We start from the raw sequence: 19,862 nt of genomic DNA on the forward strand, positions 1-19,862 counted from the left end.
TTTTTCGCCGCCGATCGCTTCCAGGAGCGAACGACCCTCTCGCCGTTTCCAACCTCAGATCCCGAAGCGCAGATAGAGGCTCTCGTGAATCTTCAGACCGCAGCCTCCTCTCCGACCATGGCGCGCACGCGCTCGCGCAGCGCCATTTCGAACCGACGCGCCTCTTCGATCTCCGTGAAAGCGAGGGCGCGCAACTGTTGTTCGATTCGCTTTCGATAGTCAGAGACGAGCGAATCGGACACGCCGAGCCGCGCCGCCGCTTGCAGTTGCGTCATGTGTTCGGGACTCAAGTAGCAATACCATAAAACGCCCAAAATGCGGTTGTACTGTTTGCTCTTGCCGCGGACGGCGTGGTAGAGGCTCGTCAGGAATCGTTCGACGTAACCTGCAGCTTGACGTTCAGCTTCGCGGCGCAACAAACCTTGTTCCGGATTGTCGCGCCCGTCCACCGGTTCGAGAGACGAGCGACCGTCTTCGGCGTCATCGCCGCTCAACGGCACGAGGTAGATATCCATCACGGGCAGACGCGAGAGCACGAGACTGCGCAATGTGCGCACATCCACTGGCGAATCGACCGCTTCAAGCACCGAGATGATTAGATCTTCAAGGTCCGAATTGTTGATGATGATCTGCGCGTCGCCCGTGCATCCGACCATGCGCGTATCGCGCTGCCGCACGGGCACCATTTGCACGCGCTGTTCCAGTTCGTGATTCGGACGGCGCGGTTTGTCGTCTGGCCACTCGTTCAATCCGTACACGCGATCGCTCAACCGGCGGTAAGGATCATCGGCCCCGCTGCCATCGAAACGCCGAAAATTGGGGCTCGATTGAATGATGGTCGAAATGCGCCGGGCCAGTCGGTAGGACTCGGGATGACGCTTGCGCAATTCAGCCGTCAAGATGTTGGTCAATTCGATCTGGCCAATCTCGCACTCGATCTCAGTATCCGTCATGCCCGTATCGAGGTAGTGCTGAAAGCGCCCCTTGCTCAGCAGCGCGACAAATAACTCCTGGGTCAGATCGTTGTAGGCGCTCGATCGGCCTTCGCTTTCCACGAGAAGACCGGCGCTTTGCGATGCGCGCACCAGCGGATGATGACAGACCAGACGGTGCAATTCGGTCCACAATCGGCCGACATCGGAACGCTCCAACCACTCACGCCACCGACCCGGTTGACGCACGCTCGCGTCGCGCTCCATGTTGCAAGCGGTGGAGTTCTCTGCGTGGTTGTTCTGTTCGGTGGATGTTACAGACATATTGGTTGACCGTGAAAGTTCCTCGCAAGAAGGCTTCGTTGGTATGGGCGCCGCCTCAGTCGACCGCGGCTGGGCCAAAGAGGCCGTCCATCGGAGATGAGTCCGACTGAGAGGTCAGCAACGAGGCGTTCGTTCGTCGTTTCCTTTGCGCTCTTTCACACCCTGTCGAGTCGGGCGCCGGATGCCAGAGCAAAGCTCAAAGGTCACCATCGTCCCATGTATCATCCTTCCCGAACCGCACGCACCGAGAGAACTCGACTCGGGGAGAGCTAGCGCTCTTGCGACCTCAAAGGTCCAACACGTTTTCTCCTCAAGGTCCGCGCCGGACAGCCGCAAAGGGGAAAGGCACGACCATCCATGTTGGCAAGTCGAGAGGGCGCGGGCCCTGACGACAGTCATGATGTTAGCAATAAATCCGAAAATGAGCAACATCTTTTTACAATTTCTCCGGGTTCATCTGTCGGCTGCCCTCTGCAAGCCTTCTGGACACTAAAAACATGCGTTCACGGATCGTAGGATCCGACGCCTGAATCAAACTTCGCCGAAGCAAAACAGAGTTTTGCTTTCGCAACATAATTTTACGTTCGTGAGTGAAGAATCGGTTTTCGTCACCGTTGGGCGAGGGAAAAAGCGCTTCGCCGCAAGCTTTTCGCAACACTGTGCCTATTTTCGTCCGTCTTTTTGCTGGAACGGCAAGACGATTAACTTTTTCTTTCCCTTGACGGAACGAAACGCCCGATCGACCTTGCGGCTAGTTCCCTTGCCCCCTTTCGGCCACGCCTGTCGGCTGCGCGCGATGATGAGTCGTCGTCCACGCTTCCGACGACCTCGCTCTGGCCGTTTTGAGCGGTCGGTGTTCCGCGATTTGACTACGAAGTGCGATTTGGGACTTTTGGGGGAGAAGGATACGTATGCGCCTATCGAACCAGGCCGTATTCTGCAAACAGCGGAACTGCCCTTCGACCGAAACCGTGCTTCTTTACCTCGCTTCGGCGCTCCCGGCTGAAGAACAAGAGGACGTGGCACGACACCTAGAGACTTGCGATTTTTGCGGAGCCGAAATCCAGTTGCTTGCTCATTTCGGACGAGCGGAGATCGAAGACGATTGTCCGCAAAGCGAGATCCCCCTTTTCTTGCGCATCTACGCGGAGAGGAAGTTGCGTCCGCCGCTTGAAGTTCAATACACATCGTTCAGCGGGCCGAAAGAACAGGAGGCGTTGCTTACCATAGAAGCTTGACGCCGAAGCGCTGCTGATCGAAAGGAACAAGAGATGTAAAGACGCCGCTCTCGTCTGACGCATGAGGATGTTGACCCGGACGTGCTGCGAGCGCGCGTGAATGTACGCTCATCAAGAAGAGCCTGCTCGGCTTGCCCCCTAACCTGACTTCCCAAATCGCATACCGCAAACTACCGGCGAGATCAAACCGGAAGAGCGTCGGACCGCAACCGAAGACGAACCCTAAACGGATCAAGCGGGGGGCATCGGGCAAGGCGGAAGCGACATATGAGGGCAAGCGCAAAAGTCAGCTCGCATCTTGCGATCAAGCCGAGAGATCGTCGGGCAAAGCGGAAGCGACCGTGCCTTTTTGGCTCGTCGTAGCCGAGAAGCCCTCAAGAGGCGAGAGCGCCTGCTTTCAAGCATAGAGTTCTGCGATCACTGAAGCGTATCGTTCTTCGATGGTGCGGCGGCGTATCTTGAGAGTCGGCGTCAGTTCTCCGTTCTCGATGGAGAATTCTTCCGGGATGATAGCGGCGCGACGCACGCGCTCGTGTTCGTTCAATTCCGCCGTCCACTGCGCCACCTCTCGCTGCACGAGGCGCATGGCAACCGGATCGCGGCTCCATTCCGCGTGCGTGGCGGGTGGACGCGCGCCCTCTTCCGACATCGCTTCAGCCAACGCCTCCCACTCCGGCACGACCAAGGCGACCGGGAATTTTTGCCCCGCTCCGACGACCACCACCTGATTGACCAACGGGCTGCGCTTGATCAAACTCTCGATGAGCTGCGGGGCGATGTATTTACCGTTGGAGAGTTTGAACAGTTCTTTCTTCCGGTCAGTGATGTACAATCGTCCGCCTTCATCCAAGCGTCCGACATCGCCCGTCCGAAACCAACCGTCTTCGGTGAACATGGCCCGCGTCTCTTCCGGTCGATGGTAGTAACCACGCATCACGCTCGGACCGCGGACCAGAATCTCGCCATCTTCGGCGATGCGCACCTCCACGCCGGGGAAAGGCAATCCCACCGAACCGATGCGGTTATCCTCGGGCCTGTTGGCCGACACGATGCACGTCTCCGTCATGCCATAGCCTTGTAGGATCGGGATCCCTGCAGCGAGGAAAGCGCGCGCAAGCGACGGGGCGAGCGGCGCGCCGCCCGAGACGAAGTAGCGTAGGCGGTTGCCGACGCCAGCGCGCCATTTGGAGAAGACTAAACGGTCAGCCACCGCGTGCTGCATGCGCAGCGAAGACCGGACCCGCCCTTCGTTGCGTTCGAGTTCTTCGGCATAACGTTGGCCCACCTCGAGCGCCCACGAAAAGACCTTCCGCTGAAACGCGCTTCCCTGCATTCCGCGCTTGACGATACGATGGTAGACCTTCTCGAAAAGGCGCGGCACAGCGGTCATCACCGTCGGGCGCACCTCGCGCAAAAAGTCGCCCACCTGATCGAACGAAGCGGCGTAGTGGACGGCGACGCCGTTCCAACAGAAAACGTAGAAAACCGTGCGTTCGAAGATGTGCGATAGCGGCAGAACGGAGATGGCGATGTCCTTCGCCGTGATCGGAAGGGCGCTTGAAATTGAAAGGACGTTGGCGACGAAATTTTCGTGACTGAGCATCACGCCTTTCGGCTCGCCCGTCGTCCCTGACGTGTAAATGATCGTCGCTAGGTCCTCTGGTCTCACCTCGCCGATGAGAAGATCGAATCGCGATGGGTCCTGCCGGTCCAGTTCGCCGCCGCGCTTTTCGAGCGCGGCAAGACGCAAAGCCTCCTCATCGGAATCCGCATCGAAGAGGATGATCCGCTCGAGCGATTCAAGGCCGTCCAACGCTTGGCTTATGCGCCGCAGCAGGCGCGCATTCGAGACGAAGAGCAGGCGCGCCGTTGAATCTTGCAGGATGAAACGTATCTGGTCAGGCGTCTGCGTCGTGTAGAGCGGAACGTTCACGGCGCCCAAACTTAGGATGGCAAGGTCAACGATCGACCATTCGGGACGATTCTCCGAAAGGAGCGCGATGCGATCCTTCTGACGCACGCCGAGATCGGCCAGTCCGAGCGCGATCGAGCGCACGCGACGCGCGAACTCGCGGGCTGAAACGCGCCGCCAATCCTTGCCTTGCTTGTAGTTGACAGCGTCGGACCGATCGTATCTTTTGAGCGCCGTCAAACATAGCTGCGGCAGAGTCTGTGGCTTTTCTTCCGCTTGAACTCTCACAATACGCTCCCAAGCCGTGCGGATTCAGCGCTAACTTCTGCCTCATCCTACAATCAGCCGCGACCGGATGGGAAGCGCAAGAAGCTGCCAAGCATCGCCAAAGACGCGCCTCGGCGACCGTCAACTCGACAAAAGCCCGATCAGCTCTCTCGAAGGGAGCGCGCCGCGTCAAGCGGCGAAGTGACTAGCGCATCCTCGGTCACATGGTAGATGTCCGTCCCCGGATGGATGCTGAAACGTCGCGACGGCTTGAGATCCTCGCGCGCCGGATGAAAAACGCGCTCCGGTCGAAGCGCAAGGCCCCGTTTAATCTCGATGGCCCACAAGCCCCTTTTGGGGACCTCAAGCGAAAGATCGATTTCGGCCCCGCTGCTGGTCCGGTAGAGATGGCCTTGTGTGCTCTTTGGCGCGACGGCCAAAAGATTTTCGATGGCGAAACATCCCAACTCGCCCCGACCACTGGATGAGACAACCGATCGTCTTCCCGCCGATCATCAACAGGGCACGTACCAAGTCGCTATCGCGCATGTAAGCTTTCGGCGACTCGATTAGCTTCTTGCCGACGTCGGTGTGACACGGCGGCAACTCCCGCACTAGCAGTGCCTAAGCAAGACCACAGCCGCCATCTCTTGGAGCCTTTGGACGATCTCCGAGGCGATTCAACGCTCGATCATCCTTGCGATTGCGGAGACATCTCCCTTAATTTGCAGGGGAAATCGAGTGACCTTCAATGAGTTCCGTTTATTCGTCCGAAAAGCTCTGTGGCAAAAGAACGAGCGCTGGACCGAGCTTAGCGCGGTTGTTTTGCAATCCGCTCGGCGAAGTAAGCGATCGTCCTCTGCAAACCTTCCCTGAGCGGCACGGTCGGCTTCCAGCCAAGCAATCGTTCGGCGCGCGCTATGTCCGGGCGACGCTGTTTGGGATCGTCCTGTGGCAGCGGACAGTGCTTGATGCGCACCTCTCTTCCGCACAATCGCGCCACTTCCTCGGCTAACTCGCGAATGGTGAACTCAGCCGGATTGCCCAAATTGACGGGAAGATGTACGTCTTCGGTTTCAGCGTTCATCAAACGGATAAGACCTTCGACCAGATCGTCAACGTAGCAGAAGGAGCGCGTCTGCGCGCCCGAGCCGTAAATGGTCAGCTCTTCGCCGCGCAAGGCTTGCACGATGAAGTTCGAAACGACCCGCCCATCGTTCTCCAGCATGCGCGGACCATAGGTGTTGAAGATCCGCGCAATGCGCGTATCGACGCCGTTCTGTCGATGGTAATCCATCATCAGCGTTTCGGCGACGCGCTTCCCCTCGTCGTAACACGAACGCACGCCGATGCAATTGACGTATCCCCAGTAATCCTCCGTTTGCGGATGGACCTGCGGATCGCCATAGACTTCCGAGGTCGAAGCTTGAAGGATGCGCGCCTTGACGCGCTTGGCCAGCCCGAGCATGTTGATCGTGCCCATCACGTTGGTCTTCACCGTCTTGACAGGGTTGTACTGGTAGTGCACGGGCGAAGCGGGACACGCTAAATTGTAGATCCGATCGACTTCGAGCAGGATCGGCTGGACCACATCGTGCCGGATCATCTCGAAGCGCGGATTGTTCATCAAGTGATGGATGTTCTCTTTGCGCCCGGTGAAGAAGTTGTCGAGGCAGATGACCTCGTGTCCGTCCGCGAGCAACCGCTCGCACAGATGTGATCCGATGAATCCGGCTCCACCGGTGACGAGTACGCGCATCTTCGATCCTCTCTTCTTCGGCGACGGCGCGCCTCGTTCGGACGCGCACCATCGAACCGACCGCTTTCTGCTATCGCCGTTTGGCGGTTTGTCTCCTGTTTTTCTTTCTCAGATGCCTGCCGTCGCCGTGTTAGGCTGTTGCTCGGCCTTTGTACCGTCGTCGGCTGGGAGTCTCTCCGACGTCTGGCTCGAACGGCGACGACGACGGCGCCTACGGCGCGGCGCCTCCTCGACGCGCCCGTTGACGGTCGCCAACGCCGCGAGCAGCAGAAAAAGGAGCGCATTAGCCGTCGTGTGGAGCGTGAAATCGAAGAAGCTGTGGACCAGCACGGCGAAGCAACCGGTCATCGCTCCGGTCGCCACGGCGCGACGGAAGGGGTCGCGCGACTGTCGCCGTAAGAACCCGAGGCGAAACAGCGCGACGATGAAAAGGAGTCCGAGCGCCGCGCCGATCACTCCGGCATCGGAGAGCGTTTGCAGGTAATCGTTGTGCGCCTGCTCGACGCGAAACTGCCCGCCGCGCGTGTCGTACCGCGTGTAAGCGACGCTGTAAGCGCCAAGCCCCACGCCGAGTAGCGGGCGGTCGCGAATGATATCGAGCGTAACGCTCCAAAAGTGTGCGCGGCCCGTGGTCGGATCTTGCGAGTTGACCGTCCCGATGAAGCGGCTCAGCGACTCTTCTCCGCCGTACAGAAGAGAGCCGAAAACGATGGCGAAAAGCAGCGCGAACGATACGCCAAGTCGCACCAGAACCGGTCGCCAACCGGAGGCCGCATCCGCCGCTGTCAACTCTTCCGCTTTTCGCGCGCGAAACTCCGTCAGCGAGATGAGAAAGATGATCTCCGCAACGAGACTGACCAAACCGCCGCGTGAATTGGTCATGATGAGCGCGATCCCCATCAGTCCAGCGGCGAAACCGTAGAGGAGGCGGCGGTCGGCTTCAACAGCGCCGCCAGCGAGCGCAATCGCCAATGGCAGCGCCAGCGCTAGCTCCATGTAGCCCGCAAAATGGTGCCGATTGATGAACGGGCCGAACGGGACGGCCTGTTTAAGCTCGGCGAACCAAAAGAGCTTACCTTGACTCGTGAAGGCTTGCATCATGCTGAAGAGCGCGAGCAGGAAACCGAAGATCGTGATCGTGCGCACCATCAAGCGCAAACGCCGTGGACTGTCGATGAAAGCGAGCGTCGCTGCGAAGTAGATCGCGAGCGAAGCTATTTGAACGATGGCGATGCGCGTCCAGAAAGGATCGAGCGAAAGCGTTCGGCTCGGCTCCACGGACAAGGCTTCGGCGCCGAAAGCGCTGCCGAGCGGAAGCAACTGCGCCAAACCAAGTGCAATCAAACCGAGGAGGGGCAGTTGCAGCACGTTGCGGCTGAAGCGTAAGAGACCGGTGCGCCAAGCATCCACCGCCCAGAAGAAGACGATCGCCGCTGCTCCAGCTTGGAAGAAAGCGAGCGACCACGTATGCACCGTCCCGTAGGCGAGCGTTGATAGCACCATCGCCATGCAGACGATGAGGATGATGAAACGGCTGGCGATCGTTTGCGGCAGCTCAGCGACCTGTTCCGTTCTGGTTGCCGCCTCGATCGTTGCCCCTTCGCTCGCCAAGGCTTGCGCCGTTGCCGATCTGTTCAAAACTGAACTTGTCATACCAGATCTTTCCGAAAATCGGGCAGACTGCCGAAAAACATGGCTCGCGCACGATCCGCACCGTGATCGCTTCGGTCTGCGGCGTGGTGGCGAAATCTAAAACCACGGGCTGCCACTCGTTGGAGCCGTCGGGCACGGGAGCCGATTCAGCGAGCACGCGGTCGGGCGCGCCCGCATCGACGACTTGCACGATGAGCGTGCTCGCGCTCTTCAAGTTTTCCGTGCGGAAAAAGTAGCTCAAACGATACCGCGTCGCCGGTTCAACGACGATGAATTGCGAGACGCCGCGAAACTCGACCGTCTTCGGCGCGTTGAAGATCAACCTCAAACTTCGCTCGCCGCTGTAAGCGGTGCGCGCGTCAAGCCGGACTTGCGGTTGTTCGGTTTGCGCAATCTGCCAACCGAACAGGCTTGTGCCGTAGGTGGCTATGTCCTCCTCAAAGTCGCCGTTGATCAACCGACCCACCGCCGCGGGCACATCTGGCTCGAGCGCGCGGTAAAGGTCGAGCACGAGCCGGAAGCGTTTCGCTTCAAACGCCGCCTTGATCAAGGCATCGCCCGCTTCGCGCTGCGCGCGTTTTTCGTCGGCGTTCAAGCTGTTCCAAAGTTGAACGGCGTCGTCGAGACGCTTCAAGCCGAGCAGGTACTGAACCAGTTGCGCGCGCGCGCCGGGCGAACCTCCGACCTTGGCGATCACCGTCGCAAGACGGCCATCGTAAGCGCGCCAAGCGAGGTGGAAGATCTGCGGGCGCAGGCTCGGATCCGCCTCGCCAGCGACCTTCAACTGCTCGAAAGCCTCATCGGCCCGCCCCTGCCGAAGCAGCAGGTTGCCCAACATCCACCGCGGCTGCGCGTAGTGTGGCGCGAGTTCGACGGCCCGTTTGAGCGCCTTCTCTCCGCCTGTCGGGTCGCCCGCCTGCTCGCGCGCTCGCCCCAATTCCATCCATAGACGGTATTCGTAGGGCGATCGGGCCACAGCGCGTTCGTAGTCTTCGAGCGCCGCGGCGACCTCCTCCGTCGTCAGGGCTTCGCGCGCGCTGAGCACGGCGAGGCTGTAATAGGGTTGCGGATCGGATGGCGCGAGACTGACCGCTGCGCGCGCCGTCGCGGCATCCGGCGCGCGCTCGGCCATGGTGTGGCCGATGCACCAGCGCGCAACCATCCACGCCCCGATCAAGCAAAGCGCGACGATGGGAACGAGCAACAAACGCCGCCAAGCGGGACGCACATCAACCAAAACCAATTGATCCGAAGCCATCTTCTTCTCGCGTCGGATGCCGACGTGGGGATGAGTTCAAGCGGAAGATTATCCATCAGGACGCGGCTCGTTGCCAAACGCCGTTTCTATTCGTCGTCATCGCTTATCTGCTCGATCTGTATGCGCAAGCGCTTCAACTTCACGCGCGCTGCTTCGCAATCGCGCTTGATTTCGCGCACGCGCTCGTCCGAAATCTTGCGACTCGAAATCAAGACCTCTTCGATCCGCCGCTCTCGGCAGATCGCTGCCAACATGCCGTTTCCGCCGAATACGGGAAGCCCGTGGATCACCTTGCCCTTCTTCAACGGGTCGTCGTCGACGAACCCAACTGGGGCGTAGTCGAGTTCCGGATTGTTGAGTATTTCGCGCAAGAGCAACTCGCCAGCATCGCCCGCGCCGTAGATCAACACACGCCGCCCCTGCCGCGTGCGCGCCGTCGGCAACAGGCGACGAAACAGACGAAAGGTCAAGCGACTTCCGGCGATCATGACGAAAAGGAGCAATCCATCAAGCGCGAAGACGGCCCGCGAGAACCCCTCGAACCGATAGAGGGCGAGGATCGCCAGCACGCTCACGATCGAACTGAGCGCCACGGCGCGCGCAAAAACGATCAGGTCGTTCAAACTCGTGTAGCGCCAGATGCCGCGATAGGCCCCCATGCCGAGCAACACGGCCATCTTGATGAACACGATGATCGGAAGCGTCTGCATGAAGAGCCGCCATGCGCCTTGACCGGTGAAAGGGCCGAACATGAGCGCATAGGCGCTGTAGTAGGCCAGTATGATAAGCACGAGGTCGAGCAGCACTTCGAAGATGCGCCGCTTGTAAGAGAGGTCAACCAAAAAAGCGAAGAGCGCCCGCTCGCGCGCGGCGCGTATCTCCTCTTCATCGTAAACTTGCACGCGCGCCAGATAGACGCCGACGAGCGTGAGCGACACGGTGAACCCGAGCGTGACGGCCAAACTCACGTCGAGGCTCAAATCGCGCGTCAACAACGCGAGCGTTCCTGAAGCAGCGGCGAAACCGTAGAGCATCAAGACGGCGCGGCGTTCCGACAATCCGAGCGCGACCAGCCGATGCGACGTGTGGTCGCGCCCGCCCTGCGATGCCGCGCGCCCGAAGAGCTTGCGGACCACTGTGACGAGCGTTGTGTCGAAGATCGGGATGAAGAGCGTCAGGATCGGCACGCCGAGGACGGCGAAGAGGCTGCGCGATCTTCCGCCCGAAGCGCTCATCAACGCCGCGCTCGCAAGAAAGAAACCGATGAACAACGAGCCGCAATCGCCCATGAAGATGGAAGCCGGGTTGAAGTTGTAAACGAGAAATCCTGCGAGCGTGGCGGCGAAGATGGCCAACATCAACGCTTCGGCCATCTGTCCGTTGGTGTAAAAGCCGATGGCGAGAAAGATGGCGGCGATGGCCGCTACGCCGGCGGCCAAGCCGTCCATGTTGTCGAGCAGGTTGAGCGCGTTGGTGATGCCGATCAACCAGAAGATCGTCAACGCCATGTTGAGCGTCGCCGAACTGGTCCACGGCAATTGCAAGCCGTAGTAGATGATGAGCGAGGCGCCCATGACCTGCCCGATCAATTTCTGATACGGTTTGATGTGCGCGAAGTCGTCGATCAAACCGACGAAGAAGAGAAAAGCGCTCGCCATCAAAACCACCCAGCCGTAGGTCGTCGGCGCGACAAAGAGCGCGTTGCACACGAGAAAACTCGCGAAGATCGCTGCCCCGCCAAGCAACGCCGTGGGCCGCTTGTGCCAGCGATCCGCTTTGGGACGCGCGACGATCCGAAAGCGGCGGGCGAACTCGCGCACGGCGAAGGTCGCAACCATCGCCGCGAAGAAAGAGGTCAAAACGGCCGTCAACAGTTGCGTTCCGGAGAACATGACCGAAAACGATCAACCATACCGCTATCCGCGCCCGATCGTGCGCTAAGGCACTTGGGGCACGCGCCAACCGGTCAATCGCCGCGTGCGTGCATCCTCTCAGCGTAGTGGTCGATCACCGTCTGCAGTATCTCGTCGAGCGTTTTGGTCGGGCGAAAACCGACCAGCCCGCTCACTTTGGAGATGTCAGGCACGCGCCGCGGCATATCTTCGAAACCCTGTTCGTAAGCTTCGTCGTATGGCACGAAGACGATCTCCGAACGCGAGCCGGTCAAACGTCGCACGCGCTCGGCCAATTCGAGAATGGTTACCTCTTCGTTCGATCCGATGTTGAAGACTTCGCCCACCGCTTGCGGATGGTCCATCAGCTTGATGAGCGCGCCGACCACATCGCTGACGTGGCAAAAACAGCGCGACTGCCGCCCATCGCCGTAAACTGTGAGCGGCTGTGCGGCGAGCGCCTGTTTGACGAAGGTCGGGATGACCATGCCGTACTGTCCAGTCTGACGCGGGCCGACGGTGTTGAAGAGCCTGACGATGATGGTCGGAAGTCGCTTCTCACGCCAGTAGGCGTGCGCGAGAAACTCATCGATCGCTTTCGAGCAAGCGTAGCTCCAGCGCCCCTTGGTCGTCGCGCCGAGCACGAGACAGCCGTCTTCGCGAAACGGCACGTCGTTGCTCAAACCGTAGACCTCGGAAGTGGAGGCGACGAGCACCTTCTTCTTCTTCTTGCTCGCTTGTGCGAGGACGACCTCAGTCCCGTGCACGTTGGTCTCGATAGTGCGCACCGGACTTTCGACGATCAAACGCACGCCGACGGCCGCGGCCAGATGGAAGACCACGTCGCACTGATCCACCAACTCGGCCACCACCGGCGCGTTGTGCACGCTGTCGATGGTGTAGTGGAAACGCCGATGCCCTTTCAAATGCTTGATGTTCTCGATGCTGCCAGTCGAGAGGTCGTCGAGAACGAAGACCTCGTCCCCCCGTTCGATGTAGGCATCAGCAAGGTGCGAGCCGATGAATCCCGCTCCCCCTGTGATCAAAACGCGCAAAGCCTCAAGCTCCTTTCGCGAAGATTCCGAAAGCGCGCCGCTCATCGCTGCATGCGAGCGCGGCTCCATCAAAAAAGCGCGCTCTCTTGAGGGACGGCATCCGCCGCGCGCCGCTTCGGGTTGCGCGCGCTTTCGGCGAAAAGATCATGATAAAGACGCGCGATATCGTCGAACAGTCGATCGAGTGCGTGCTGACGTTCGACGAAAAGGCGCCCACGCCGTCCCAATTCCCGTCTCAGCGCCCCGTCCGAGATCGTGCGCGCGAGCGCCTGGCCGAAGCTCTCGGCATCATCCGGACGAACCAGCACGCCGCGCTCGCATATCTTGTACGCCTCACGGCAAAGTTGCAAGTCGTCCGCGCCGAGTAGATCGCCCACGCCGCCAACGGCCGTTGCCACCACCGCGCGCTCGCAAGCCATCGCCTCGATGATCGTCAGCGGCGTGCCTTCGTTACGCGAAGTCAATGCGACGAGGTCGAGCGCCGCGTAGAAGTTCTCCGGGTCGCGGCGCGTGCCCACAAAATGGACTACCGCCCCGAGTCCTAACCGATGCGCCTGATCCTCCAACGGACCTCGTAAGGGACCATCGCCGATGATGACGAATCGCGTTCGACGCCGCATCTCAGGCGCGCACGAATCGAGGTAACAAGCCGCTGCGCGAAGGAAAAGCGCGTGATTTTTGATCTCCGTCAAGCGTCCGACGATGCCAATTAGCAACGAGTCGGTTGGGGCGCTGAAACGCGCAAGCATCTCCGCTCGCGCCGCGGGACGCCGTTGTTCCCAACCCTTAAAGGGAGCGAGATCCAGCCCGAGCGGGACGACAGCGAACTGTTCGGCGCGTCCGACGCCAAAACGCTCATGTATCTCGCGCCGCTGTTGCGGGCTGATGACGACGAGACGATCCGTCGCTAGCCGGGCGAGCGCCTTTTCGATGGCGAGAAACAAACGCGTCCTCGCTGGCCCATAATACCCGTGAAAGATGTGACCGTGATAGGTGTGCACGAACTTGCACGCGCGTGGCTTGCCGATCAAAGCCTTCGGCGTCAGGTAACGGTAGAAAAGGCCGGCGATGCGCCCGACGGTGCCAGCCTTGGCCGTGTGCGTGTGTACGATGTCGGGACGCTCGCGGCACAACAAACGATAGAACTTCCAGATCGCCACCAGATCGCGCGGCGATATCTCGCGGCTCATCTCGGCAATCCGAATGGGCTCGACGCCAAGCGCACGAGCAAAATCGCTCATGTCGTCTTCGCCCGGCGGTACCGTACCGCAAACGAGCGCGGTCTCGAACCCACGCGGTCGCAACCCAGCCGTCAGCCACGCGACGTGCTGTGCCGGGCCGCCGACGTTCAGGCGCGCGATGACGCGAATGACCTTCATACCATTAACCGCTGCCGATTCGACTTGTGGCCGCGCGAGTTCGTCAACGAAAATCAGCATCACCTCGACATTCGACTGCTCACGGTGCGAACTCGACGCAGACTCCACCCTCGCTACCAAATGTCCTCGCCATCTTCCTCTTTGACCGGCCCTTCCGCCTCCACCAAATTGTTCTCATCCACTTCGCGCGATCTTCCGACGGCGCTTTCTTCGGACGGCAAGTTTTCGCTCGCTCCCGCATCGCCATCGCGCCTTCTGTCCGATCCGGTATCGCCAGCGACGTCTTCAGCCAGTTTTGGATCTTTTTCTTCCATCTCATCCTCCGTGAAAATCAGGGGGCGCCGAAGCTTGAAGCGAGCCACGCACGCGCGAGGACGAACGCCCACAAGGCCGCTCCGGCATAAACTCCGGCGACGATGTCGTCCATCATGATGCCGAGACCCGACTCCAAACTTTCCAAGCGTCGGATCGGGTACGGCTTCCACGTATCGAAAACGCGAAACAACAAGAACCCGATCAAAGCAAGCGACCAGTCAGCCGCCACCGGCACCAGCAAAAAGGTGACTAACTGCCCTGCGATTTCGTCGATGATGACTGGGCTAGGATCTTTGCGACCGAGCACGCGTTCAGCGCGCGTTGCCGCCCACACCCCCAGCGGAACGAGCAACGCGAGCGCCGCAAGCAATACGAGCGAACGAAAAGCTTCGATTGGAAGCACGATCTTCTTGCCGGCCCAAACATGAACGCTTGCGCCCACGCGCTGCGCGCCGAAGAGGATGGCGACCCCGATGCCTGCTCCCCACGTTCCAGGCGCGAGCGGGATGAAACCGACGCCGCAACTTGCAATGGCAAGCGCCGCGCGATCGACCACGGCGCGCACAGCGAGCGCGCGTTCGACCTTTTCGGCGTGCGCAACCGCAGATGGCGCAAACTCATCGCTCGTCTCCTTGATCCTTTTGATTTTGGCTCTTTTTCGCATCGAATGCGCCTCGATCACGCTCCCTCGCCCGCCTCTTCGCGCGAAACGATGGCGCCGACGAGATCATGTGCGTGTGCTTGTGTGATCCGCACTTGGACGAAGTCACCGACCTGCGGTTGGCAACCGCCGGGAGCGTCGTTGATCAAAACGCAACCATCTATTTCCGGAGCCTGCGTTTCCATGCGCCCCTGCCACAAGAGGTTCGTCTCTGGCGAAACTCCCTCGAACAGCACGCGCACAACCGAGCCGATGCGCGCGCGGTTTTTGCGCCGCGAGATGCGCTCTTGTTCCCGCATCAGACGGGCACGCCGCTGTTCAGCCGTTCGCGCATCGACCTTGTCGGATAAAAGGTGGGCCGGCGTTCCCTCTTCGTCCGAGTATGTAAAGACGCCGACGCGATCGAACTCCACGTCGCGAATGAATCCGAGCAGTTCGTTGAAGTCATCCTCCGTCTCCCCTGGAAAGCCGACGATGAACGTCGTGCGAATGGCAATGCCGGGAACGCGCCGTCGCGCGCGTTCGATCAAACGTTCGAGGCTGCGGCGCGTGCCACCGCGTCGCATCGATTTCAAAACGCGCGCCGAGGCGTGTTGCAACGGCAGATCCAGGTATTTAACCGCCTTTGACTCTTCCGCCATCACGTCGAGAAAACGTTCGCTGACGTGCGTCGGGTAGGCATACATAACGCGCACCCACTCAACGCCATCCAACCGCGCGAGCGCGCGCAAAAGTTGCGCCAGACCGTCTCGCATCCCAAGGTCTTCGCCATAACGCGAAGAGTCTTGTGCGACGAGGATCAGTTCCTTGACGCCTTGCTCGATCAGCTTCTCCGCTTCGTTGAGCACCGAACCGAAACGGCGGCTGCGGAACCTGCCGCGCATGAGCGGAATCGCACAGAAAGAACAGGGCCGATCACACCCTTCGGCGATCTTGATGTACGCGAAATGCTTCGGCGTCGCAAGCAAGCGCGGCGTCGCGTCGTCGTACAAATAAGTCGTCGATCCGTTTCCCGAAGGCAGTACGGGTAGGGAACGACCGCTCGCGTCGCCGCGACATGCGGCGATGATGTCGCGCACCTGATCGGTGCCGATGAACGCATCGACCTCAGGCAATTCGGCAGCCAACTCCGCGCGGTAACGCTCGACCAAACAGCCTGCGACGACCACGCGACGGCAGCGCCCCTCGCTCTTCAAACGTATGGCGTCGAGAATCGCTTCGATCGACTCTTTTTTCGCCTCTTCGATGAAGCCGCACGTGTTGATGACCAACGTCTCCGCTTGCTCAGCATCGCTGGTGATTTCGTAACCCGACGCGCGAAGTTGGCCCATCATCACCTCGCTATCGACTAAGTTCTTCGGGCAACCGAGACTGATGAATCCTACCTTTTTCATCTTCTCCGTCAAAGTGCCACCTCTTTTGCGGTCAGACTTCGAGCTGGTTATTACCCGCGCCCTAACCTTCACAAGGTGCTATCAGCGACGCCGACTCAAACAGAATTCTTCGCGCGCCTCCCTCTTCCGACTCAGGCAGCGCCATCAACCTTAAGCAAGCCTTTCTCGTGCGACATCTTCCAACCGCCGCAAACAGGCTTCGATTTGCACTATCTCCGCCGTCGTCAAATCCTGCGCGCCGAAACGAACGCGATGGTAAGCTTCCGTGACCTGCGCCACCTCAGCCAAGCCTGTCGCTGCAGCGAACTCCGCGGGCGTTTGGTCCGGCGCGCGATGCCAACCGCCTCGCGCCAAGATCTCCACCATGCGCTCGTAAAAGGCCACTGTCTCCGTCCGTCGAGCGCGTCTATGTTTCATCCAAAACGCCATCCAACGATTTCTGGTTCTGTAAATGACAAATGCGATCAAGCAGATCACCGCGATGATCGTCGCCGCCCTTTTGGCTGCCTCACCACCTGTCTGCCATCCCCGCTGCGCCCTTCGCAGCGCATCATCTGCCCACGACATGAAGCTTGCTTGCTGCGCGCGAAGCTCATCGCCGATGGCGCGCGCAAGCTGCCGCTGCTCTTGTCGGTCGTAGCTGACGACGTATTGCAGCCAGAACAGCTCCAGCGCCTCGGCGTATTTACGCAATTTCGCCGACAACCCATCCGACGGCGGGCCATCTTGAAAGGGGACGAAAGGCGTCGGGTCGAAACTCAACCATCTCCCAGCGGCTGGCGAATAGACTTCGACCCAAGAATGAGCGTCGCGCTGCCTAACGATATGGACATCGGCAGCCTCGTTGTACTCGCCCATCTTGAAACCGTTGACGACGCGCGCCGCTATCCCCTGCGTCCGTAGCATGATCGCCATCGCCGAGGAGAAATACTCGCAATGCCCTTCGCGCACGCGAAACAGGAAATCGGCCAGCGGGTCTTCGCCGCTCGCTTTCATTTCCAATGAGTAGCCGTAACTGGTCTGTAAATAGTTTTCGATGGCACGCGCGGCTTCGTAGAGCGTGTGCGCTCGCGCTTGTCGGATCACGTCTTGCGCCAATTGCTCGATGCGCGGATCGATCGCAGAAGGGAGCTGAAGGTAGCGCGCGTCGGCAATTGAGTAGCGTATTTCGCCAAGCCGTTCCGTCCCGAAGCCCCACGGTTCGTCGCTCTCGATCTCGGAATACACTCTGTACGTTATCCTTTCGAAGGGATGAGGCAGGGTCGAGAGGTTTCCTTCCGCGTCGAGACGCACAAAAGGCAGCGCTCCTTGCACGGCGACCACGCGCGGTGCGACGAAGAGCACGGGCGTATCTATCGGCTCCAAAAAGACCGTCTGCGTCGTCAAACGATGAAGAGAATCGATCGTTCCCAGTTGAAATAGGTCGTGCTCTCCTTTGGGCACGAGGCGCGCCCGCGGCGAAGAGCGCGCCCAACTGCGCCCATCGAACCGGTCCAGCGCGGCGCCGCGCCAACGAAGCCGCATCATCCGGTCATCGCCCTCGATTCGAACGCGCATCACAATCCGATTGCTCTGTTGTAAGCGCCCGATCTCGCCCAGTCTGATGCCCTCTGAAAAACCGACGAAACCCGCGACGCCTTCGCCCGCATGGGCAAAGGCTCCCGATCCCATGCGCGGAATCAGAAGGAAGATCGGCAAACCGAGTCCGAAGATGAAGAAACCCAGTGCGACTACAACAGCCAACAAACGCCACTCACTCAAACCGCAACGCCCTGCCGCGCTCTTTCTCTTGCGCTGGAGAAAAGTCGTTGCGTCAAGCTGCGCGTTTCGCTCGGCACGCCTGATCTCGAAACAAACGGCAGCCATCAAGGCGACCAAAACATACCCGACGAGAAGCACGAGAAAGCTCGGGCTCGTCATCAATCCTGCCGCCAACAAGATCTCGAAAAACGAGATCAGATAGAGGAAGACCCAGTCTCTGTCTTGCTTCCGCTGTAGCAGCTTGATGGCCGAAAGAAAGAGCAACAGGTGAGTCAGCGCAGCTACTCCGGCCAAACGTTCGTCTGCGGTTGCCTGCGCCGTCCACTGCCGTTGCCAATCGAGATAGAAGATCGGCAAAGCGAGGAGAATCAAAATCAAGCCGACTTTTTCCGAGATCTGCCAAGAACGCTTCTCCAAAAACAGCGAGAGCGCGAAGAGCGCAAAGAAGGCGCCCCCCAAACGCCAATCGACCGCACCGGAAAGAAGAAGCGCGGCGCCCCCTAGAGCGACCATTAAGCGAGAGGAGATTTGGAAAGCTCTTTCTGCCATGAAACGAAGGGGTGCGCTCCTGCATCCCATCAATCAGATGGCGCGACCGCTGCCGGCAACGCTCGGCTGCTGCTTGAGCCACGAGTATAAACGGCCAAATAGGCTTTGGACAAAGCGACCACCAAGCGCGTGGCTTGACTGACCAAGCGCTGATGGAAGGCCGAAGCCCGTCACTTCGACCCAAGCCCCACACATCAGCCTCCGTGTTCATGGTAAAGAGCGAAGCATCTGGATATTCTGCACCTTCGCTTCGCATAACACGTTCAGCCTCTGTGATCTTGGGGCGAGCATGGCCCACAAAAGGCAAAAGCCTACGCCGAACGGCGTAGGCTTTTGATTCAAGACCCGGCGACTTCCTACTCTCCCACACGGTGTCCCGTGCAGTACCATCGGCTCCAGCAGGCTTAACTTCCGTGTTCGGGATGGGAACGGGTGTTTCCCTGCCGATATGATCACCGGGAGAAACTGTCAAAGTTCGAGAGCTTTGAGAATCGAACAGCGATCTTGTTCCGGCTGCGCGCGCATGCTGGCGAGTAAATTCGACGGTCAAGCCATGGGACCGATTAGTACTGGTCAGCTAAACGCATTGCTGCGCTTACACCTCCAGCCTATCAACCTGGTGGTCTTCCAGGGGTCTCACGGGCAGGACTCATCTTGGGTCTGGCTTCACGCTTAGATGCATTCAGCGTTTATCCATGCCCGACTTGGCTACCGAGCGCTGCCGCTGGCGCGACAACTCGTACACCAGAGGTCGGTCCAACCCGGTCCTCTCGTACTAGGGTCAGATTCCCTCAGTCCTGCTACGCCCACGCCAGATAGGGACCGAACTGTCTCGCGACGTTCTAAACCCAGCTCACGTACCGCTTTAATCGGCGAACAGCCGAACCCTTGGGACCTTCTTCAGCCCCAGGATGCGATGAGCCGACATCGAGGTGCCAAACCGGGCCGTCGATGTGAGCTCTTGGGCCCGATCAGCCTGTTATCCCCGGGGTACCTTTTATCCGTTGAGCGACGGCCCTTCCACACGGAACCGCCGGATCACTAACTCCGACTTTCGTCCCTGCTCGACGTGTGTGTCTCACAGTCAGGCTGGCTTATGCGTTTGCACTCTACGGCTGATTTCCAAACAGCCTGAGCCAACCTTCGAGCGCCTCCGTTACTCTTTAGGAGGCGACCGCCCCAGTCAAACTACCCGCCTGATAATGTCCCTGATCCGGATTACGGACCTAGGTTAGAGTCCAGACAAACGAAGGGTGGTATCTCACATTGCGGCTCCGCCAAGCCCAAAAGCCTGACATCAAAGCCTCCCACCTATTCTGCGCATCGCTTGCCCGAAATCACTATCAAGTTGTAGTCAAGGTGCACGGGGTCTTTCCGTCTAGATGCGGGAAACCGGCATCTTCACCGGTACTACAAGTTCGCTGTGCCCCTCGTTAAGACAGCTCCCAGATCGTTACGCCATTCGTGCAGGTCGGAACTTACCCGACAAGGAATTTCGCTACCTTAGGACCGT

At 59.6% G+C, this 19,862-nt stretch carries 14 protein-coding genes and 2 rRNA genes; 1 reads left to right on the forward strand and 15 read right to left on the reverse strand.

Annotated elements, in window-relative coordinates; translation table 11 throughout:
- Positions 1–92 precede the first annotated feature (92 nt).
- Entirely contained in the window at positions 93–1,256 is a 1,164-nt protein-coding gene (locus C4334_RS09405) for a hypothetical protein (RefSeq protein WP_352431831.1), read from the reverse strand.
- A gap of 911 nt (positions 1,257–2,167) precedes the next feature.
- On the opposite strand from C4334_RS09405, the gene C4334_RS09410 reads away from it, so the two are divergent.
- Entirely contained in the window at positions 2,168–2,494 is a 327-nt protein-coding gene (locus C4334_RS09410; RefSeq protein WP_352431832.1) for an anti-sigma factor, read from the forward strand.
- A gap of 397 nt (positions 2,495–2,891) precedes the next feature.
- Here the strand turns inward: C4334_RS09410 and C4334_RS09415 are convergent, their stop codons facing one another.
- The 14 genes from C4334_RS09415 to C4334_RS09480 form a co-directional block, all read right to left on the reverse strand.
- Positions 2,892–4,694 carry an AMP-dependent synthetase/ligase gene (locus tag C4334_RS09415; protein WP_352431833.1) on the reverse strand — a complete coding sequence of 601 codons (1,803 nt, stop codon included), beginning with the start codon at positions 4,692–4,694 and terminating at the stop codon, positions 2,892–2,894.
- Between the two features lie 140 nt (positions 4,695–4,834).
- Complete coding sequence (locus C4334_RS09420) at positions 4,835–5,140, reverse strand: DUF4143 domain-containing protein (RefSeq protein WP_352431834.1); 306 nt, start codon at positions 5,138–5,140, stop codon at positions 4,835–4,837.
- 344 nt (positions 5,141–5,484) lie between these two features.
- Positions 5,485–6,432: a UDP-glucuronic acid decarboxylase family protein gene (locus C4334_RS09425; RefSeq protein ID WP_352431835.1), complete on the reverse strand. Its 948-nt coding sequence runs from the start codon at positions 6,430–6,432 to the stop codon at positions 5,485–5,487.
- 108 nt (positions 6,433–6,540) lie between these two features.
- On the reverse strand, positions 6,541–8,070 hold the full coding sequence (locus tag C4334_RS09430; protein WP_352431836.1) for an O-antigen ligase family protein: 1,530 nt from the start codon (positions 8,068–8,070) through the stop codon (positions 6,541–6,543).
- Positions 7,988–9,343 carry a tetratricopeptide repeat protein gene (locus C4334_RS09435; RefSeq protein WP_352431837.1) on the reverse strand — a complete coding sequence of 452 codons (1,356 nt, stop codon included), beginning with the start codon at positions 9,341–9,343 and terminating at the stop codon, positions 7,988–7,990. The genes C4334_RS09430 and C4334_RS09435 overlap by 83 nt, the downstream gene beginning before the upstream one ends.
- 86 nt (positions 9,344–9,429) lie before the next feature.
- Complete coding sequence (locus C4334_RS09440; RefSeq protein ID WP_352431838.1) at positions 9,430–11,235, reverse strand: glycosyl transferase; 1,806 nt, start codon at positions 11,233–11,235, stop codon at positions 9,430–9,432.
- A gap of 74 nt (positions 11,236–11,309) precedes the next feature.
- Entirely contained in the window at positions 11,310–12,290 is a 981-nt protein-coding gene (locus tag C4334_RS09445) for a GDP-mannose 4,6-dehydratase (RefSeq protein WP_352431839.1), read from the reverse strand.
- Positions 12,291–12,358: 68 nt separating this feature from the next.
- Positions 12,359–13,729 (reverse strand): glycosyltransferase, encoded by a 1,371-nt coding sequence (locus C4334_RS09450; RefSeq protein WP_352431844.1) that lies wholly within the window; start codon positions 13,727–13,729, stop codon positions 12,359–12,361.
- A gap of 53 nt (positions 13,730–13,782) precedes the next feature.
- Entirely contained in the window at positions 13,783–13,983 is a 201-nt protein-coding gene (locus tag C4334_RS09455) for a hypothetical protein (RefSeq protein ID WP_352431840.1), read from the reverse strand.
- A 17-nt stretch (positions 13,984–14,000) separates the two neighbouring features.
- Positions 14,001–14,648, reverse strand: coding sequence for a phosphatidylglycerophosphatase A family protein (locus C4334_RS09460; protein WP_352431841.1), 648 nt, complete (start codon positions 14,646–14,648; stop codon positions 14,001–14,003).
- Between the two features lie 14 nt (positions 14,649–14,662).
- Positions 14,663–16,039 carry a 30S ribosomal protein S12 methylthiotransferase RimO gene (gene rimO / locus C4334_RS09465; RefSeq protein ID WP_352431842.1) on the reverse strand — a complete coding sequence of 459 codons (1,377 nt, stop codon included), beginning with the start codon at positions 16,037–16,039 and terminating at the stop codon, positions 14,663–14,665.
- A 150-nt stretch (positions 16,040–16,189) separates the two neighbouring features.
- Positions 16,190–18,349, reverse strand: coding sequence for a transglutaminaseTgpA domain-containing protein (locus tag C4334_RS09470; RefSeq protein WP_352431843.1), 2,160 nt, complete (start codon positions 18,347–18,349; stop codon positions 16,190–16,192).
- Between the two features lie 343 nt (positions 18,350–18,692).
- A 5S ribosomal RNA gene (gene rrf / locus C4334_RS09475) occupies positions 18,693–18,809 on the reverse strand.
- An 82-nt stretch (positions 18,810–18,891) separates the two neighbouring features.
- Positions 18,892–19,862, reverse strand: a 23S ribosomal RNA gene (locus tag C4334_RS09480); the annotation flags it as partial.

Source organism: Pyrinomonas sp., from assembly GCF_040289685.1.
Taxonomy (GTDB): domain Bacteria; phylum Acidobacteriota; class Blastocatellia; order Pyrinomonadales; family Pyrinomonadaceae; genus Pyrinomonas.

What these genes read in the sequence shown, in the direction of transcription:
- C4334_RS09405 (WP_352431831.1), bottom strand. Translation starts at nt 1,256, where the DNA reads ATGTCTGTAACATCCACCGAACAGAACAACCACGCAGAGAACTCCACC.
- C4334_RS09410 (WP_352431832.1), top strand. Translation starts at nt 2,168, where the DNA reads ATGCGCCTATCGAACCAGGCCGTATTCTGCAAACAGCGGAACTGCCCT.
- C4334_RS09425 (WP_352431835.1), bottom strand. Translation starts at nt 6,432, where the DNA reads ATGCGCGTACTCGTCACCGGTGGAGCCGGATTCATCGGATCACATCTG.
- C4334_RS09435 (WP_352431837.1), bottom strand. Translation starts at nt 9,343, where the DNA reads ATGGCTTCGGATCAATTGGTTTTGGTTGATGTGCGTCCCGCTTGGCGG.
- C4334_RS09440 (WP_352431838.1), bottom strand. Translation starts at nt 11,235, where the DNA reads ATGTTCTCCGGAACGCAACTGTTGACGGCCGTTTTGACCTCTTTCTTC.
- C4334_RS09450 (WP_352431844.1), bottom strand. Translation starts at nt 13,729, where the DNA reads ATGCTGATTTTCGTTGACGAACTCGCGCGGCCACAAGTCGAATCGGCA.
- C4334_RS09455 (WP_352431840.1), bottom strand. Translation starts at nt 13,983, where the DNA reads ATGGAAGAAAAAGATCCAAAACTGGCTGAAGACGTCGCTGGCGATACC.
- C4334_RS09460 (WP_352431841.1), bottom strand. Translation starts at nt 14,648, where the DNA reads ATGCGAAAAAGAGCCAAAATCAAAAGGATCAAGGAGACGAGCGATGAG.
- rimO (WP_352431842.1), bottom strand. Translation starts at nt 16,039, where the DNA reads ATGAAAAAGGTAGGATTCATCAGTCTCGGTTGCCCGAAGAACTTAGTC.
- C4334_RS09470 (WP_352431843.1), bottom strand. Translation starts at nt 18,349, where the DNA reads ATGGCAGAAAGAGCTTTCCAAATCTCCTCTCGCTTAATGGTCGCTCTA.